The 14,961-nt window shown below is 61.5% G+C and carries 13 protein-coding genes, 1 tRNA gene and 1 pseudogene; 8 read left to right on the top strand and 7 right to left on the bottom strand.

The features are described from left to right. Positions 1–22 precede the first annotated feature (22 nt). The 3 genes and pseudogenes from ACI2JX_RS24290 to mqo all read left to right on the top strand — a co-directional run. Positions 23–853, top strand: a pseudogene (locus ACI2JX_RS24290) (HAMP domain-containing protein); the annotation flags it as partial. Positions 854–970: 117 nt separating this feature from the next. Further along, positions 971–1,738, top strand: a complete 768-nt coding sequence (locus ACI2JX_RS24285; RefSeq protein ID WP_392463771.1) for a methyl-accepting chemotaxis protein — start codon at positions 971–973, stop codon at positions 1,736–1,738. A gap of 291 nt (positions 1,739–2,029) precedes the next feature. Beyond that, positions 2,030–3,625 (top strand): malate dehydrogenase (quinone), encoded by a 1,596-nt coding sequence (gene mqo / locus ACI2JX_RS24280; RefSeq protein WP_404691154.1) that lies wholly within the window; start codon positions 2,030–2,032, stop codon positions 3,623–3,625. 224 nt (positions 3,626–3,849) lie between these two features. Here mqo and ACI2JX_RS24275 read toward each other — a convergent pair. Both ACI2JX_RS24275 and ACI2JX_RS24270 read right to left on the bottom strand, forming a co-directional pair. Then, positions 3,850–3,926 (bottom strand) — tRNA-Pro (locus ACI2JX_RS24275). Positions 3,927–4,007: 81 nt separating this feature from the next. Next, positions 4,008–4,229 carry a YgdI/YgdR family lipoprotein gene (locus ACI2JX_RS24270; RefSeq protein WP_264235410.1) on the bottom strand — a complete coding sequence of 74 codons (222 nt, stop codon included), beginning with the start codon at positions 4,227–4,229 and terminating at the stop codon, positions 4,008–4,010. Positions 4,230–4,411: 182 nt separating this feature from the next. On the opposite strand from ACI2JX_RS24270, the gene moaB reads away from it, so the two are divergent. Beyond that, positions 4,412–4,951 carry a molybdenum cofactor biosynthesis protein B gene (moaB, locus tag ACI2JX_RS24265; RefSeq protein WP_404691153.1) on the top strand — a complete coding sequence of 180 codons (540 nt, stop codon included), beginning with the start codon at positions 4,412–4,414 and terminating at the stop codon, positions 4,949–4,951. Between the two features lie 22 nt (positions 4,952–4,973). Continuing rightward, entirely contained in the window at positions 4,974–6,161 is a 1,188-nt protein-coding gene (gene glp, locus ACI2JX_RS24260; RefSeq protein WP_404691169.1) for a gephyrin-like molybdotransferase Glp, read from the top strand. On the opposite strand, the gene ACI2JX_RS24255 is transcribed toward glp, so the two are convergent. After that, positions 6,150–7,397: a glycosyltransferase family 4 protein gene (locus ACI2JX_RS24255; RefSeq protein ID WP_264235413.1), complete on the bottom strand. Its 1,248-nt coding sequence runs from the start codon at positions 7,395–7,397 to the stop codon at positions 6,150–6,152. The two genes, glp and ACI2JX_RS24255, sit on opposite strands and share 12 nt — an antisense overlap. Positions 7,398–7,453: 56 nt before the next feature. Then, positions 7,454–8,908 carry a mannose-1-phosphate guanylyltransferase/mannose-6-phosphate isomerase gene (locus ACI2JX_RS24250; protein WP_404691152.1) on the bottom strand — a complete coding sequence of 485 codons (1,455 nt, stop codon included), beginning with the start codon at positions 8,906–8,908 and terminating at the stop codon, positions 7,454–7,456. A gap of 299 nt (positions 8,909–9,207) precedes the next feature. Between ACI2JX_RS24250 and yegS the strand changes: the two genes are divergently transcribed. Beyond that, complete coding sequence (gene yegS, locus ACI2JX_RS24245; protein WP_404691151.1) at positions 9,208–10,095, top strand: lipid kinase YegS; 888 nt, start codon at positions 9,208–9,210, stop codon at positions 10,093–10,095. On the opposite strand, the gene ACI2JX_RS24240 is transcribed toward yegS, so the two are convergent. The 3 genes from ACI2JX_RS24240 to ACI2JX_RS24230 all read right to left on the bottom strand — a co-directional run bounded on the left by ACI2JX_RS24240 (position 10,079) and on the right by ACI2JX_RS24230 (position 12,505). Further along, entirely contained in the window at positions 10,079–10,738 is a 660-nt protein-coding gene (locus tag ACI2JX_RS24240) for a response regulator transcription factor (protein ID WP_264235416.1), read from the bottom strand. The two genes, yegS and ACI2JX_RS24240, sit on opposite strands and share 17 nt — an antisense overlap. Further along, positions 10,728–11,624, bottom strand: a complete 897-nt coding sequence (locus ACI2JX_RS24235; protein WP_404691168.1) for a sensor histidine kinase — start codon at positions 11,622–11,624, stop codon at positions 10,728–10,730. Before ACI2JX_RS24235 ends, ACI2JX_RS24240 begins: the two co-directional genes overlap by 11 nt. Positions 11,625–12,013: 389 nt before the next feature. Next, positions 12,014–12,505 (bottom strand): histidine kinase, encoded by a 492-nt coding sequence (locus tag ACI2JX_RS24230; RefSeq protein WP_368972335.1) that lies wholly within the window; start codon positions 12,503–12,505, stop codon positions 12,014–12,016. A gap of 353 nt (positions 12,506–12,858) precedes the next feature. On the opposite strand from ACI2JX_RS24230, the gene ACI2JX_RS24225 reads away from it, so the two are divergent. Beyond that, entirely contained in the window at positions 12,859–13,794 is a 936-nt protein-coding gene (locus tag ACI2JX_RS24225; protein WP_264235419.1) for a chemotaxis protein CheV, read from the top strand. Between the two features lie 64 nt (positions 13,795–13,858). Next, positions 13,859–14,662 carry an MOSC domain-containing protein gene (locus ACI2JX_RS24220; RefSeq protein ID WP_404691150.1) on the top strand — a complete coding sequence of 268 codons (804 nt, stop codon included), beginning with the start codon at positions 13,859–13,861 and terminating at the stop codon, positions 14,660–14,662. The last annotated feature ends 299 nt before the right edge of the window (positions 14,663–14,961 follow it).

Here is a 14,961-nt window from a genome sequence, read left to right as displayed (position 1 = left end):
TCGACCTGGCTGCTATCGAACGATGGCAGCTTTTTTTTGGCCTGCGAACGAGGACAAGGATGTCTGTCGCGGCGCTGTTTCGGCACGCCGTTTTCTTCCCTCCTTGTTCCAGAGATCCGCGATGTTGCGTAAATCCCTCCGCGTACAAATCCTCTCTTTGCTCGGCGGCAGCCTGGCGGCGATGTTGCTGATTGCCCTGGTGTGCTTCCAGTTCCTGTCGTCCAGCGTGCGTGGCTATGCCGAGCTGGTCGACGGCCCGCTACGCGCTTCGCAATTGATCGATGAGGCCAACCTGCAGTTCAAGATCCAGGTGCAGGAATGGAAGAACGTGCTGCTGCGCGGTCGTCAGCCGGCCGAGCTGGATAAGTACTGGCAGCAGTTCCAGGCGCGCGAGCAACAGGTCCAGCAGTTGCTTGGGCAACTGATCCAGAGCAGCGACGATCAGCTCAAGGCGCCACTTGAGCAACTGCGCGACAGTCATCGGCAGTTAGGCCAGGCCTATGCGCAAGGCCGCCAGGCGTTTCTGGCGGCTGGAGGCGATCCGGTCGCAGGTGATCTGGCAGTCAAGGGCGTGGACCGCGCGGCCAGTGAGCAGATGAGTGTGCTAGTGGAACAATTGCGTGCCGATGCCCGGGAGCGCGCCGCTGCCATCAATGCCAGCGCGCAGCGAACTGTGTGGATCGGCTTGCTGGTGATGCTCGGCTCGGCGCTGCTGGTCGGCGTGCTCAGCCTGTGGCTGGTCAATCGCAGCCTGATCGAGCCGATTCGCCAACTGATCGACTATGTCGCACAACTGAGCCAAGGGCGCTTCGCTGCGCGCGTGGATGACCGCCGTGAAGACGAACTGGGCCGGCTGGCCCGGGCGGCCAATACCTTGCGTGACTTCTTGGCCGAGACCATTGGCCGCCTCAAGGACAACGCCGAGGAACTTGAAGGCGCCAGCGGCCAGTTGCGCAATCTGGCCGGGGACATGGCGCGCGGCACGCACGATCAGTTCCAGCGTACCGATCAAGTGGCCACCGCCATGCATGAGATGTCCGCCACCGCTCAAGAAGTGGCGCGTCATGCGGCTGAAGCGGCGCGCGCTGCAGACGATGCCGATCACAGTGCCCAGGCCGGCGAGCAGGTCATGCAGGCCACCATCGACACCATTGCCAACGTCAACCGCGAGATTGCTGGCACCGCTGCGGTGATTCGCGATCTGGAACACGACAGCACGCGCATCGGCAAGGTCCTGGAGGTGATCCGGGGTATCGCCGAGCAGACCAACCTGCTGGCGCTCAATGCTGCGATCGAGGCCGCTCGTGCTGGAGAGGCCGGGCGCGGCTTTGCGGTGGTCGCTGATGAGGTACGCAGCTTGGCCCAACGCACTGCGGCATCGATTGCCGAGATTAATCAGATCATCGAGGCGGTGCAGTCAGGCGCAGTAGAGGCGGTCAAGGCTATCGAGAGTGGCCAGCGGCGCAGTGAAGAGGGGGGCGAGCAGGTGCAGCAGGCGGGGCAGATGCTGCAGCGCATCACTGCGGCGGTGGAGGCGATCCGCGACATGAACCGGCAGATCGCCACGGCGGCTGAGGAGCAGACCAGCGTCGCCGAAGATATTTCACGCAATTTGATCGAAATCACCCGCATCGCTACGGCCAACCAACAGGCCGTGCAGCACACCGAGCAGGCCGGGCAGCGGCTGCATGGTTTGTCCGGGCAGTTGGGTGAAGTGACCTCGCGCTTGAGCGCTTGAAAAAAACAGGGGGAAATCCGCCAGATGGCGCTGATACAGGCCAAGCATGTGGCGGATTGTCGCCATAAAAGGCACAGCAATCAGGGTGCGACGACAGGCCTCAGCCATTAGACATTGGTCTTGGTAAAACTGGCACGGAGTCTGCTTAAGGGCGCAACGGCGGTCGTACCCGATTCATCGAAACCCCAGGCGCCGGTTGATACCAGGATCAGCCACGTCAGAACAACAATCCGGGCGTGCATATGCGCAGGGAGCGGTCAGCCAGACACTTCACTTCAATTGGATTGAGCTATGAAAAAAATCCTGCTGACGCTCCTGTGCCTGAGCGTCGTCGGCTGCTCCAAGCCTGCGCAACCGGAAAAAACCGTCGACGTCCTGCTGATCGGCGGCGGCATCATGAGCGCAAGCCTGGGGACTTACCTCACTGAGCTGCAACCGGACTGGAAAGTCGACGTCTACGAGCGCATGGACCAGGTCGCCGAAGAAAGCTCCAACGCCTGGAACAACGCCGGTACCGGCCACTCGGCGTTCTGCGAGCTGAACTACACCAGCGAAGGCAAGGACGGCAAGATCGACATCAGCAAGGCAGTTGGGGTCAACGAGCAGTTCGAGATCTCCAAGCAGTTCTGGGCCTATCAGGTCGAGCAGGGCGTGCTGAGCAATCCCAAGTCGTTCATCAACAACGTGCCGCACATGAGCTTCGTCTGGGGCGATGAGAACATCGCCTTCCTGCACAAGCGTGTCGCTGCCCTGCAGCACAGCTCGCTGTTCCGTGGCATGGAAATCTCCGAAGACCACGAGCAGATCCGTCAGTGGGTGCCACTGGTGATGGAAGGCCGCTCGCCTGAGCAGAAGGTCGCGGCAACCCGCATGGCCATCGGCACCGACGTCAACTTCGGCGAGATCACCCGCCAGCTGTTCGCCTCGATGAGCCGCAACCCGAACGTTAAGCTGCACCTGCGTCATGAAGTACGCGACATCGTGCGCAACGACAATGGTTCGTGGAATGTGGTGGTGGCGGACCTGGCCGACGGCGGCAAGCAAACTATCGTCAATGCCAAGTTCGTCTTCATCGGCGCCGGGGGTGGCGCGCTCAAGCTGCTGCAGAAGTCCGGTATCCCCGAGGCTGAAGGCTACGCCGGCTTCCCGGTGGGGGGCCAGTTCCTGATGACCGACAACCCTGACGTGGTTGCCCGGCATAAGGCCAAGCTGTATGGCAAGGCCTCGGTCGGTGCACCGCCGATGTCGGTGCCGCACCTGGATACCCGGGTCATCGATGGCAAGGAGGTGCTGCTGTTCGGCCCGTTCGCGACCTTCTCCACCAAGTACCTGAAAAATGGCTCGCTGCTGGACATGTTCGCTTCGCTGACCAGCCACAACATCAGCCCGATGGTGCATGCCGGGATCGACAACATCGACCTGAGCACCTACCTGATGGGCCAGTTGATGCTCAGCTTCGACGACCGGATGAACAACCTGCGCGAGTACTTCCCGAACGCCAAGAATGAAGACTGGAAATTGCTCCAGGCTGGCCAGCGCGTTCAGGTGATCAAGAAGGACCCGCAGCTGGGCGGTATCTTGCAGTTCGGCACTGAAGTGGTGGCCTCCCAGGACGGCAGCATCGCTGCACTGCTCGGCGCCTCGCCTGGCGCTTCGACCGCAGCGCCGATCATGCTGACGGTGCTGGAGAAGACCTTCAAGGATCAGGTCAAGAGCCCAGAGTGGCAGGCCAAGCTCAAGCAGATCGTGCCGACTTATGGCCAGAAGCTGAACAACAACCTTGAGTTGACCAACAAGACCCGTGAGTGGAGCAGCTCGCGTCTGCAACTGCTGTACGTGCCGGTGCAGGCGGAGCAAGCGTTGGCTCAGGCGACTGCGGCGCAGTAAGTCTGGTTGTGAATAGCGCCTCCCTTGGGAGGCGTTGTTTTGCCTGGGATCCGCGTCGGCCTTTTCGCGGGCCAGCCCGCTCCCACCAACACCCCGCCGGCATCAACAACGGTGAGGTGCCTGTGGGAGCGGGCTTGCCCGCGAAAAGGCCGACGGGTATTCAGCAGACGTTCACGCAGACAACAAAAAGCCCGCACAAGGCGGGCTTTTCGAGAAGCAGGATTTGGTCGGAGAGACAGGATTCGAACCTGCGGCCTTCTCGTCCCGAACGAGACGCGCTACCTGGCTGCGCTACACTCCGATGAACAAAATCCTACTGCAAGCCATTTTTCGACGCAAGCCCTTGTTGTGAAAAGGCTGTTTGCCAAAAAACAGGGTCAGATCACAGCTCTTTTACCGTGCGGACCTGGTCTTTGTTGATGCGTGTGCGCTTGCCATCGAGCTGCTCGAATTCGTAGAAGCCAGAGTCGTCGTCATAGGAAGGGGTGTCCACCGCCTGAATCTCGCGACCGTCATTCAGGGTGATGACGGTAGGCGATGCACAGCCGGCGAGGGCGCCCAGGCCCAGGGCAAGCAGGAAGGCGGGAAGGGTCCGTTGGATCATCGTGTTTCTCCAGTTCGATGGTGCTTGATGACTGTAAGACGCAGCGCGTCCTCGCAAGTTCCTTGCACAGTGCAGCATAGCGCCAATGCGCAAGGGTTGATGTAGAACAACCCTCGCGGCGATGGCAGGCCGGCCTGTGATATAACAAGCGCCATCGACTTCCCTCCCTGCGACGGATCCCCATGAAAGCCAAAACAGATACTCCCTTCGTGGCGCTGAACATCGCCGTGCTCACGGTCAGCGACACCCGCACTTTTGACACCGATACCTCTGGCCAGCTGTTCGTTGACCGCTTGACCGCCGCTGGCCATCAGCTGGCGCAGCGCGTGCTGCTCAAGGATGACCTGTACAAGATCCGCGCCCAGGTCGCGACCTGGATTGCCGACGAGCACGTACAGGTGGTGCTGATTACCGGTGGCACCGGTTTCACCGGTCGAGACAGCACCCCTGAGGCGGTCGCGTGCCTGCTGGACAAACAAGTGGACGGCTTTGGTGAGCTGTTCCGGCAGATCTCCGTGGCCGATATTGGCACCTCGACCGTGCAGTCGCGCGCGCTGGCCGGGCTGGCCAATGGCACCCTGGTCTGCTGCCTGCCAGGCTCGACCAACGCGGTGCGCACCGGTTGGGACGGCATACTCGCCGAGCAGCTCGATTCGCGTCATCGCCCGTGCAATTTCGTGCCTCACCTGAAACAGGCAGCGGCCTGTGAAAGCCGTGGTTGAGGGCGTGCGGAACCGGCCGTTGATGCCGGTGGAAGAGGCCCTTGAGCAACTGCTGAAACTGGCCGAGCAGGCGCCCATCGCCGAAACCGAAGTGGTCACCTTGGCTGAGGCCGAGGGGCGGGTGTTGGCTGAAGATCTGCTGGCGGAGCTGGACCTGCCACCGTGGCCGAACAGTGCCATGGACGGCTACGCCCTGCGACTGAGCGATTGGCAGGGCGAGCCGCTGCCGGTGAGCCAGCGCATTTTCGCCGGCCACGCACCGCAGCCATTACAGCCCGGCAGCTGTGCTCGGATCTTTACCGGCGCACCGCTGCCCGAGGGCGCTGACTGCGTCGAAATGCAAGAAAACGTCGAGGTGCTGGAAGATGGCCGGATAAGTTTTCTCGAGCCGTTGAGAGTCGACCAGAACGTTCGCCCACAAGGTCAGGAGACTCGGGCTGGCGAACAGGTGATGAGCAAAGGCACCCGTTTGGGCCCAATCGAACTGGGCCTGGCCGCGACCCTGGGGCGCGCCCGCCTCACGGTCGTGCGCAGGGTGCGCGTGGCGGTGTTGTCGACCGGTGACGAACTGGTCGAGCCTGGCCTGCCGTTGGGCCCCGGGCAGATCTACAACAGCAACCGCCGCCTGCTCGCCAGCTGGTTGCAGCGCTTGGGCTGCGAAGTGGTGGATGTCGGCATTGTTGCCGATGACCTGCAGGTTACCCGCGATTGCCTGGCCGGCTTGGCTGATGTCGATCTGATCCTGTCTACCGGTGGGGTCTCGGTGGGCGAGGCGGATTATCTGGGCATCGCCCTGCGTGAAGCCGGTGAGTTGGCATTGTGGAAGCTGGCCATCAAGCCGGGCAAGCCGCTGACCTTCGGCCACTACCGCGGGGTACCGGTGATTGGTTTGCCAGGCAATCCGGCCTCGACCCTGGTCACCTTTGGCTTGTTGACCCGGCCTTACCTGCTGCGCCGCCAAGGCGTGGCCGAGGTGACACCGCTGCGTTTCAGTGTCCCGGCAGGTTTCGACTGGACAAAGGCAGGCACCCGGCGCGAATACCTGCGGGCACGGATCGAGCAGGGCAGGGTGCGCATCTACAAGAACCAGAGTTCGGGCGTGCTGCGCAGTGCAGCCTGGGCCGAAGGTTTGGTCGAGGTGCTTGAAGGCAGCACGCCGCGCCAAGGCGACAGCGTGTCGTTCATTCCGCTTAGCGAGCTACTTGGCTGAGCGACCGACCAATACGCCGCCAACGGCTGTGGAGCTTGCCGGTGCCTGCTGGGTTAGGCGCATGTGCACGTTCTCCAGCTGTTGCGCGGCAACGCTCCAGTCGTGACGCTGGCGGGCAAACTGGCGGCCCGACTCGCCCAGTTGGCACATCCGCCATGGCTGATTGAGCAGTTGATTGATCTGCAGGGCCAGCTGACCGCCCTCGTCGCTACCCAGGTAATGCTCGCCATTATTCACCGCAAGGCCCGATACGCCCTTGCTGGTGGTAATCACCGGCAGGCCGGCGGCCATGGCTTCGAGAATCTTCACCTTGGAGCCACCGGCATAGCGTAGCGGGGCGAAAAACAGCGCCGAGCGCCGCTGCAGTTCGCGTAAATCTGGGCGATAGCCAATCCATTCGATGCGCGGGTCGTTCCAGTGCAGCTTCCAGCTCGACGGCAAGGCATGGCCGGCGATCGCCAGGCGCACAGCCGGGTTGCTCATCCATACCTGGGGCAGGATTTCTTCAAGCGCCCATTCGATCGCCTCAAGGTTTGCCCCGTATTCGAAGTTGCCGACAAACAGCAGGCGCTGGCTGTGCAGGGCGGGGCGCACGTCCTGGTAGTAATCGCAGTCCACACCATTGACCACCACATTTACCGGCCTGCCGCTGATCTGGCCGATCAGTTCGGCGTCATGGGCGCTGACCGCCACCACTTCATTGGGTTGGCGCAATACCCGTTGCTCCCAGCGCCGGTAGCGCCAGCGATCAAACGCATTGAGGGGTCTTAGCCACAGCGGCAGGCGATCCTGGCAGGCTGCGCCCATCACCGACTCGATGGTGTGTTCGCTGAGCATGTAGGGCAGGCCGCGTGCCTGCAGGGCTTTTTCGAACGGCTGGAAGCTGTAGCTGTGCTCGATCTGGATGACATCCCAGGGCTCATCCAACAACTGCTCGAACTGGTGGCGCAGGCACGGTGCCAGGCCGTGGATGATCGCCCGCATGGGGTAGTCGATGATCGGCGAGGCCAACAAGTTTAGTGGGCTGTGCAGCGGGCGCCTGGGCAGAACGATCAGGCGCTCGAGCAGCGGCTCCAGGGCGGCGCGGGCGGCATCGCCAAGGGGGACTTTGGACTGCACCAGCAAGGTGATCCGGTGACCCCGCTCGGCCAACTGGCGCAGCAGGTGATATTGCCGGGTCTTGCTGCCACTGGTGGTTGGCCAGGGCAGGTAGGGCAGGGTCCAAAGTATACGCATCTCCCCAATCCTCGCTGAGCGTCGGTTGTTGGATGGCAAGGCGCGCCCGCAGGCAATCAGCTGACCGCTGCGGCCGGGGCGCGTCCATAGATATCAGTAAAGCGTACGATGTCGTCTTCGCCCAGGTACTCACCGCTTTGCACTTCGATCATCACCAGGTCGATCACCCCGGGGTTGGTCAGGCGGTGGGTGCGGCCGGGCTTGATGAAGGTCGACTCGTTGGTGTCGAGCAGAAACTCCTCTTCACCATTGGTCACGCAGGCGATACCGCTGACCACGATCCAGTGCTCGCTGCGATGGTGATGCATCTGCAACGACAGCGATTCGCCCGGGCGCACCATGATCCGCTTGATCTTGAAGCGCGGCCCTTCTTCGAGCACGGTGTAGGTGCCCCAGGGGCGGGTGACCGTGCGGTGCAGGCGGTAGGCTTCATGGCCCTGACGCTTGAGTTGCTGGGCGATCACCTTGACCTCCTGGCTGCGCGCGGCATCGGCGATCAACAGGGCATCCGGGGTGTCGATGACGATCAGGTTGTCCAGGCCGACCGCACCCACCAGGCGCCGAGGTGCGTCGATGTAGCAGTTGCTGACGTCGTGCAACACGGTCTCGCCATTGCAGTGGTTGCCTTGGAGGTCGGTCTCGCGCAGCTCGCGCACCGCTTCCCAGCTGCCGATATCGCTCCAGCCCAGCTCGCAAGGGACGACGGCGACTTGGGTCGATTGCTCCATCAGCGCATAGTCGATAGAGATATCGGGGGCCTGGGCGAAGCTGTCTGGGTCTAGCTCCACTTGCAGGGCGCGATCACCTTGCTTGACCGAACTGACCTCCATGCACTGAGCTACGCTTTCCAGCACTTCTGGCGCATGGGCTTGCAGCTCGCGCAGCAAGGTGTCGACGCGCAGGCAGAACATACCGGCGTTCCACAGGTGGCGACCGCCGTCGAGATAGGCTTGCGCGGTTTGCGCGTCGGGTTTTTCCACGAAACGCTCGACTTTATGGCCAAGCTGTTCCAGCGCCTGGCCCTGCTCGATGTAGCCAAAGCCGGTTTCTGCACGGCTGGGGCGCAAGCCAAAGGTGCACAGCCAATCTTGATGGGCCAGTTGCGCGGCTTGGGCGACTGCTTGCTCGAAGGCGGGCAGATCCTGGATCAGGTGATCTGCCGGCAGAATCAGCAGCACGCTATCCTCGCCATAGTGGCGCGCGCAGTGCAGCGCGGCGGCGGCGATGGCGGGCGCGGTGTTGCGCCCACAGGGTTCAAGGATGTAGTCGAGGGCGACGTTGAACGCGTTGACCTGGCGATATTCATCTTGAGTGCGGAAGAACACATCGCGGTTGGTCACCGTCAATACCCGTTCCACGCCCGCGAGGGCACTGGCGCGGGCAAAGGTCTTCTGCAGCAGGCTCTCGCCGTCTGGCAGACGCATGAAGGGCTTGGGCATGGCCTCTCGGGAAACCGGCCAAAGACGAGTGCCGGCACCGCCAGCGATGATACAGGGGATCAGAACGCTCATTTCACAGCCTCGAAGCAAGGCGCTTGGGACAGCGCGATCAAAGGGACTTTCGACCAAAGAAGCAGCGACCTGTCAGGCGTCTGGCGAGGCAAAAAGTCAATTAAATGACTTTTTGGTCCGTCATCGTCCGTGATGGCCAAATATTTGTCGATGATGCACCTCTGGTCCCTGGGTTTCAATGTCATTTGTGTTAATCCGGCTATTTTCTGACGCAATTGCCCTCTGGGTGCAGCAATTCGCCCTCGGCCATGGTCGAGATTGAGGTAGCAACTTTTTCGGTTTTCTTGGGGGCACAGGTCATGGGCGAGCGCAAGGCAATGTTGGTCCTGCACGGCAAGCAGGCCTTGAATGAGCAAGTGCGCGAGGCGGTCGGCGCCATGCGTGACCGGGGCTGGATTCTGGATGTGCGCTTGACCTGGGAAGGCGGCGATGCACAGCGTCTGGTCAGCGAAGCGCTGCAGGCCGGTTACAGCCATATCGTCGCCGGTGGCGGCGACGGCACGTTGCGGGACGTCGCCGAGGCCATGGCACAGGCCAGTAGCCACGCCAGCTTGGTGCTGTTACCGCTGGGTACCGCCAACGATTTCGCCAAGGCTGCCGGCGTACCTTTGGAGCCCGCCGAGGCGTTGGCTTTGCTCGAACAGCCAGCGCATTCGATCGACCTGGGCAGGGTGGGTGATCAGCTGTTCCTGAACATGGCCACCGCAGGCTTTGGTAGCCAAGTCACGGCCAATACTTCTGAGGATCTGAAAAAGGTCTTGGGCGCTGCCGCCTACCTGTTCACCGGACTGTCGCGTTTCAGCGAGCTGCAAGCGGCCTCGGTCGAACTGCACGGGCCGGACTTTCAGTGGCAGGGGGATTTACTGGCATTAGGGATTGGCAACGGTCGTCAAGCCGGCGGCGGGCACGTGCTGTGCCCGGACGCACTGGCCGATGACGGCCTGCTCGACATTGGCATCCTGCCGGCCCCGCAGGAAATGGTCGGCGCCTTGCGAGACCTGTTGGCCGGAGAGGGGTTATTCGTTCGCGCGCGTTTGCCTTGGGTGGAGATCAAGAGTTCGCAGGGCCTGGACATCAATCTCGATGGCGAGCCGCTGCAGGCGGACAGCTTGCGTTTCGACGTGCTGCCCTCGGCCTTGCGGGTGCATTTGCCAGCAGGCTCGCCAGTGCTTAGTCGTCCAGACTGATGATCTTCTCGCGTACGGCAAACAGTACCAGGCCGGCGACATCGTAGATCTGCAGGCGCTTCATGATCTGCGAGCGGTGAGTTTCTACGGTTTTGATCGAAAGGCCCAGGCCGTTGGCGATTTCCCGGGTCGACTTGCCACGTACGATCAATCGCAGGATCTCTAATTGGCGCGCGGTGAGGTTGTGGCGGTCGACGCCAAGCGGCTTGCCGTTTTGTGCGTGTAGCAGGGCCTGATTGATTACCGTGTGAGCGATCGCCGGGCTCAGATAGCGTTCATTGGCGCGCAACGCAGTCAGTGCCTGCTCCAGTTCAGTGGCAGTGGTGTCCTTGAGTAGGTAGCCATGAGCGCCGCTTTCCAGCGCGCGCATGATCAGCTCTGGATCGGTGTGCATCGACAGAATCAGCACTTTGCAGCTGTGGCCATTGGCGCGCAGGTAGGTCAGGGCGTCCAGGCCGCTGGTCGAGCGCATGGAAATGTCCAGCAGCACGATGTCTGGATTCAAGCGCTGAACCAGATCGAGCAATTGATCGCCATCATCGGCTTCGCCGACCACCAGATAGCCCGGGATGTCGGAAACCAAGGCGCGAACGCCCGCGCGGATGAGCGAGTGGTCATCCACCAGCAATAGTCTACAGGTCATGGGTGGCGGGGGTCCTGGCGCGTTCATGGGTGCGCGGTGGCCATGGGAACAGGGCCTCGATTCGGGTGCCTTGGTTGGGCTGGCTGATGACGGTCAGGCTACCTTGCAGCGCGGTCGCCCGCTCGTGCATGCCAGCCATCCCGCGCTGCCCGGCCTCGGCCGGGTTGTTGGCCGGTATGAAGCCGCGGCCGTCATCCTGGATGGTCAGGGCCAAGCCTTCTGGAGTGCGCCGCAGATGGATCTTCAGATTGCGCGCTTGCGCATGACGCAGCATGTTGGTCACTGCCTCTTGGGTAATCCGGAAGGCCGCCATGGTTGCCGCTTCGCAAATGCCGCCCAGGCGCTGCTGGCATTCCAGGCTCCAATTTACCCCGCTGTTGGCCAGGGTACGTACCAGGTGCGCGCGCAGGCTCGCTTCAAGGCCGAGGCTGGCCAGTTGGCGCGGGTTGAGCAAGGCAGAAACATCGCGCACGTTGGTCAAGGTGTCGTCGAGGGTCGTGCGCAGGGTAGCGCATTGCGCTTGCAGCTCATCGGGGATGCGCCGTTGCAGCCAATCGAGCTGCAGCTTGGCGGCAGTCAACAGCTGGCCAATGTCATCGTGCAGTTCACGGCTCAAGCGCTGGCGTTCGCTTTCCTGGACTTTGAGCATTCGATCGGCAAGCTCGGCCGGGCGCAGGCTGATCGAGCGCGCCCAATGACGCAGCTGCCAGCCTACCCCGGCCATGGCGATTGCCTGCAGCAGGAGCAGGCCCAGGGGCATCGGTAAGGCTTGGCAGTACCACACCAAGTTGGCTGCCAGCGATGCCACACACAGCACAGTGGTTGTCCAGCGCAACACGGCGATGCGGGAGCAGCGACGCTGTGGGATCTTCAAGCGTGGGAGCATAGATAGGGAAGCCACTGAATTATTGCTGTTGGAGGCCGTTGCACGTGTCTGACCAGAGGCTTGGGCATCCTGCTTTCAATCAATCGCCGAGCGCGTATTTAATTGATGGCTATCTGCGATGCCTGCATTCGTTTGCGCGCATGGTATCACTTCAAGTTCATTTGGTCGCGGCTGGCTAACTGTCTGAAACCTCAGGATTTACGGGGCACTGGGGAGGTGTGGGGTCGCATCCTTAACTAGCAAAATGCCATTATCCGGTGGATTGTCTGGGTTCAACATTCAACTAAGCTGTTGCGCCGGGCATTACTGCGCTCGGAACTTTCCCTATAGTTTAAGTTAGAGCCTGCAATGGTAGTTACTTGCAATCTAGTTGCCGGCCAGCGCTGGCCTTATTTGCCCTGCGGATGAAGGTGGAGCGCCACGTGCGGGTGGTTACAGAGGTGATCGTTTGCCTGGCAAGGCGCACACGTTTGCGTAAACGGTTGGCCTAGAGCATTGGCCAGCTCACCGAGTAGCTGGGTCTGTTCGCAGGTGTCCAGGTTCAAGCGCCCTGTGCGTGCATCGACTAGCTCCAGTTGCCAGGCAAGCAGGGTCAGGCAGGCGGCCACTGCTGGCAGAGCTTGCGCTTCGAGCTGTGGGTGCTGGCACGCGGGTGCGAGCAGCTGTCCCAGTTCGTCGGCATAGTGAGCCACTTCCTCCAGGCCCAGGTCTTTTGCCCGCTGCGCCAGCGTGCCCAGGGTGTCATCCAGGCAATGGCAGGCATCAGGGTCGTTGTCGATCAGCTCAAGGTGTTGCAGGCACTCTTGGGCCTTGGTCAGCAAGATCTGCGCATCCAGCAGAAAGTCCTGCAGCGCGCTGCTGTTCAGCGGGGTGCTATCCATCATGAGGCTCCAGCGTGCGAGGCTGAAGCAGGGCTGGGCCACACCAAGTCGATCGCGTGCAAAAGCCTGACTCCGTTCATGCAATGAGAATGGCGTCACATTAATGGCTAATGGATATCGCGAACATCAGGTTGCACCCGATTGCTACCTAGGGGAAACCCTGATAGGTGGTCGGGTTGGGACAGAAGTCCCAAGTGTGTTCGGGCAGGAGGTGTGGCAGCAGTAAAGCATGATGGTAAAGTGATATCAATCGTCCGGGTGGCTTTTTCCGTGAGGGGTCAAGCTGCGCTCAAAGTCGCCGATACAGGACAGATGATTTCACTTTTCCCGACTCAAGCCTGGGGGTTTTTCCAATGGCCGGCATTCTCGATACGGTAGACCAACGCACCCAACTGGTAGGTGAGAACCGCCTGGAAATCCTGATGTTCCGCCTGGCCGGTCGCCAGTTGTTCGCGATTAACGTATTCAAGGTCCAGGAAGTCCTGCAGCTGCCCAAACTGACCCTGATGCCGCAACGTCATGCCTTCGTCTGTGGGGTGGTCAACCTGCGCGGGCAGACCTTGCCGGTGATCGACCTGTCCCAGGCCATCGGCATGCGTCCTCTGCAGCCGGGGCCTGATAGCACCATTATCGTCACTGAGTACAACCGATCGGTGCAAGCCTTCCTGGTGGGCGGTGTCGACCGCATCGTCAACATGAACTGGGAGGCAATCATGCCACCGCCGACCAGCGCTGGCCGTCAGCACTACCTGACCGCGATCACCAAGGTCGATGAGAAGCTGGTGGAGATCATTGACGTCGAGAAAGTGCTCGCCGAGATCGTTCCGTACAGTGCCAAGGTCTCCAATGACAAGCTCGCCGACCCGATCCTGGCGCGCGCCCGCGGGCGCGAGGTGCTGCTGGTCGACGACTCCACCGTGGCCCTCGCGCAGTTGCGTGACACGCTGTCGCAGCTGGGGGTCAAGCTGCACGTGGCTAGCGATGGCCTTAAGGCTTTACGCATGCTCAAAGGCTGGGCCGATGCGGGCGAGGATCTCTGCGAAAAGCTGTTGATGATCTTTACCGACGCGGAAATGCCAGAGATGGATGGCTATCGGCTGACCACCGAGATTCGCTCCGATGCGCGTCTGCGCGGGCTTTATGTAGTGCTGCACACCTCGTTGTCGGGTAGCTTCAACGAATCGATGGTGAAGAAGGTAGGGTGCGACAACTTCCTCTCCAAGTTCCAGCCGGATCGTCTGGTGGATGTGGTACGCCAGCGCTTGTTGCTTGATCACGCCCCCGCTTGAGCACTGCGCGCGCCGTCCACCGGGTATAAGCTAGGCGTTTTCGACTGGCATGAGGCGGGCAGGGATGTTTCTGAGTGCGTTGTATCGGTATCCGGTGAAGTCGTGTCAGGCGCAAAGCCTGGCGACCAGCGCGGTAGATCTGCTGGGGTTGCAGGGTGATCGGCGTTGGCTGGTGGTGGAAGAGTCCAATGGCCGATTTCTTACCCAGCGGGCCTGGCCGCGGCTGACGCAGCTTGAAGCCAGCCTAGGCCCGGCGGGGCAGTTGCTGCTTCAGACGCCTGGGCAGATGGCGCTGGAAGTGGCTGTGCCGGGCGTCGATGACGACCTGCGTGGGGTGACTATCTGGCGTGACACCTTGCGTGTGCCGGATGCCGGCGATGCGGCAGCGGCATGGCTCAGTGAGTTGCTCGGCAAGCCGGTGCGTTTGGTGTACTGCCCGCAGCAGCGTGCGCGCTACCTGCCTAGCGGGTATGGGCTGAACAGTGATCGGGCGGCGTTTCCGGATGGCTTTCCTTTGCTACTGATTGGGCAGGGCTCGCTCGATGAGCTGAATCGGCGGATTGGCCGGGACATGGAGATGCTGCGGTTTCGGCCGAACCTGGTGGTGCAGGGGGCTGAGCCTTTTGCTGAGGATGGCTGGAAGCGGATTCGTATTGGCGATCTGACCTTTCGGGTGCTCAAGCCTAGTGTGCGGTGCATTCTGACTACGCTTGATCCTGGGACGGGGGAGCGTAGTGCCGATCGGGAGCCTTTGGCGACGCTGAAGACGTTTCGGGAGCGGGAGGGGGATGTGCTGTTTGGGCAGAATCTGGCTGCGGATGGGGCGGGGGAGATTGCGGTTGGGATGGGCGTTGAGGTGCTTGAGTAGGTTCGGGGTTCTCGCGTTATGAGATATCCATGCTGATTTCCTGATTTCCTGATTTCCTGATTTCCTGTGTTTTGTGTGATTATCCATTCACGATGGTAGCATTTAGGCACCTTTCCGCCCTTACGGCGGGTCACTTTTGGCAGTCGCCCCAAAAGTAACCAAAAGGTCTGCGCTCCACCATCCGGCCCTACGCTGCGCTTCGGGTCCCCTCGCTTCGGTGCCTTCCGGGCCCGCGCGGCCTACGATTTGCTACGCAAATCTACATCTCGCGCCTTCGGCTACGCCGAAGGGTGCTGCGC

Origin of the sequence: Pseudomonas sp. NPDC088890, assembly GCF_044900155.1 — a bacterium.
GTDB classification, from domain to species: domain Bacteria; phylum Pseudomonadota; class Gammaproteobacteria; order Pseudomonadales; family Pseudomonadaceae; genus Aquipseudomonas; species Aquipseudomonas urmiensis.
This window is presented reverse-complemented; position numbering and strand designations above follow the sequence as displayed.

Excerpts from the sequence above, each read along its gene's own strand:
- moaB (WP_404691153.1), top strand. The coding sequence starts at position 4,412 with ATGAAAGCCAAAACAGATACTCCCTTCGTGGCGCTGAACATCGCCGTG.
- glp (WP_404691169.1), top strand. The coding sequence starts at position 4,974 with ATGCCGGTGGAAGAGGCCCTTGAGCAACTGCTGAAACTGGCCGAGCAG.
- ACI2JX_RS24240 (WP_264235416.1), bottom strand. The coding sequence starts at position 10,738 with ATGACCTGTAGACTATTGCTGGTGGATGACCACTCGCTCATCCGCGCG.
- yegS (WP_404691151.1), top strand. The coding sequence starts at position 9,208 with ATGGGCGAGCGCAAGGCAATGTTGGTCCTGCACGGCAAGCAGGCCTTG.
- ACI2JX_RS24225 (WP_264235419.1), top strand. The coding sequence starts at position 12,859 with ATGGCCGGCATTCTCGATACGGTAGACCAACGCACCCAACTGGTAGGT.
- ACI2JX_RS24220 (WP_404691150.1), top strand. The coding sequence starts at position 13,859 with ATGTTTCTGAGTGCGTTGTATCGGTATCCGGTGAAGTCGTGTCAGGCG.
- ACI2JX_RS24255 (WP_264235413.1), bottom strand. The coding sequence starts at position 7,397 with ATGCGTATACTTTGGACCCTGCCCTACCTGCCCTGGCCAACCACCAGT.
- ACI2JX_RS24285 (WP_392463771.1), top strand. The coding sequence starts at position 971 with ATGGCGCGCGGCACGCACGATCAGTTCCAGCGTACCGATCAAGTGGCC.
- mqo (WP_404691154.1), top strand. The coding sequence starts at position 2,030 with ATGAAAAAAATCCTGCTGACGCTCCTGTGCCTGAGCGTCGTCGGCTGC.
- ACI2JX_RS24235 (WP_404691168.1), bottom strand. The coding sequence starts at position 11,624 with ATGCTCCCACGCTTGAAGATCCCACAGCGTCGCTGCTCCCGCATCGCC.
- ACI2JX_RS24250 (WP_404691152.1), bottom strand. The coding sequence starts at position 8,908 with ATGAGCGTTCTGATCCCCTGTATCATCGCTGGCGGTGCCGGCACTCGT.
- ACI2JX_RS24270 (WP_264235410.1), bottom strand. The coding sequence starts at position 4,229 with ATGATCCAACGGACCCTTCCCGCCTTCCTGCTTGCCCTGGGCCTGGGC.
- ACI2JX_RS24230 (WP_368972335.1), bottom strand. The coding sequence starts at position 12,505 with ATGGATAGCACCCCGCTGAACAGCAGCGCGCTGCAGGACTTTCTGCTG.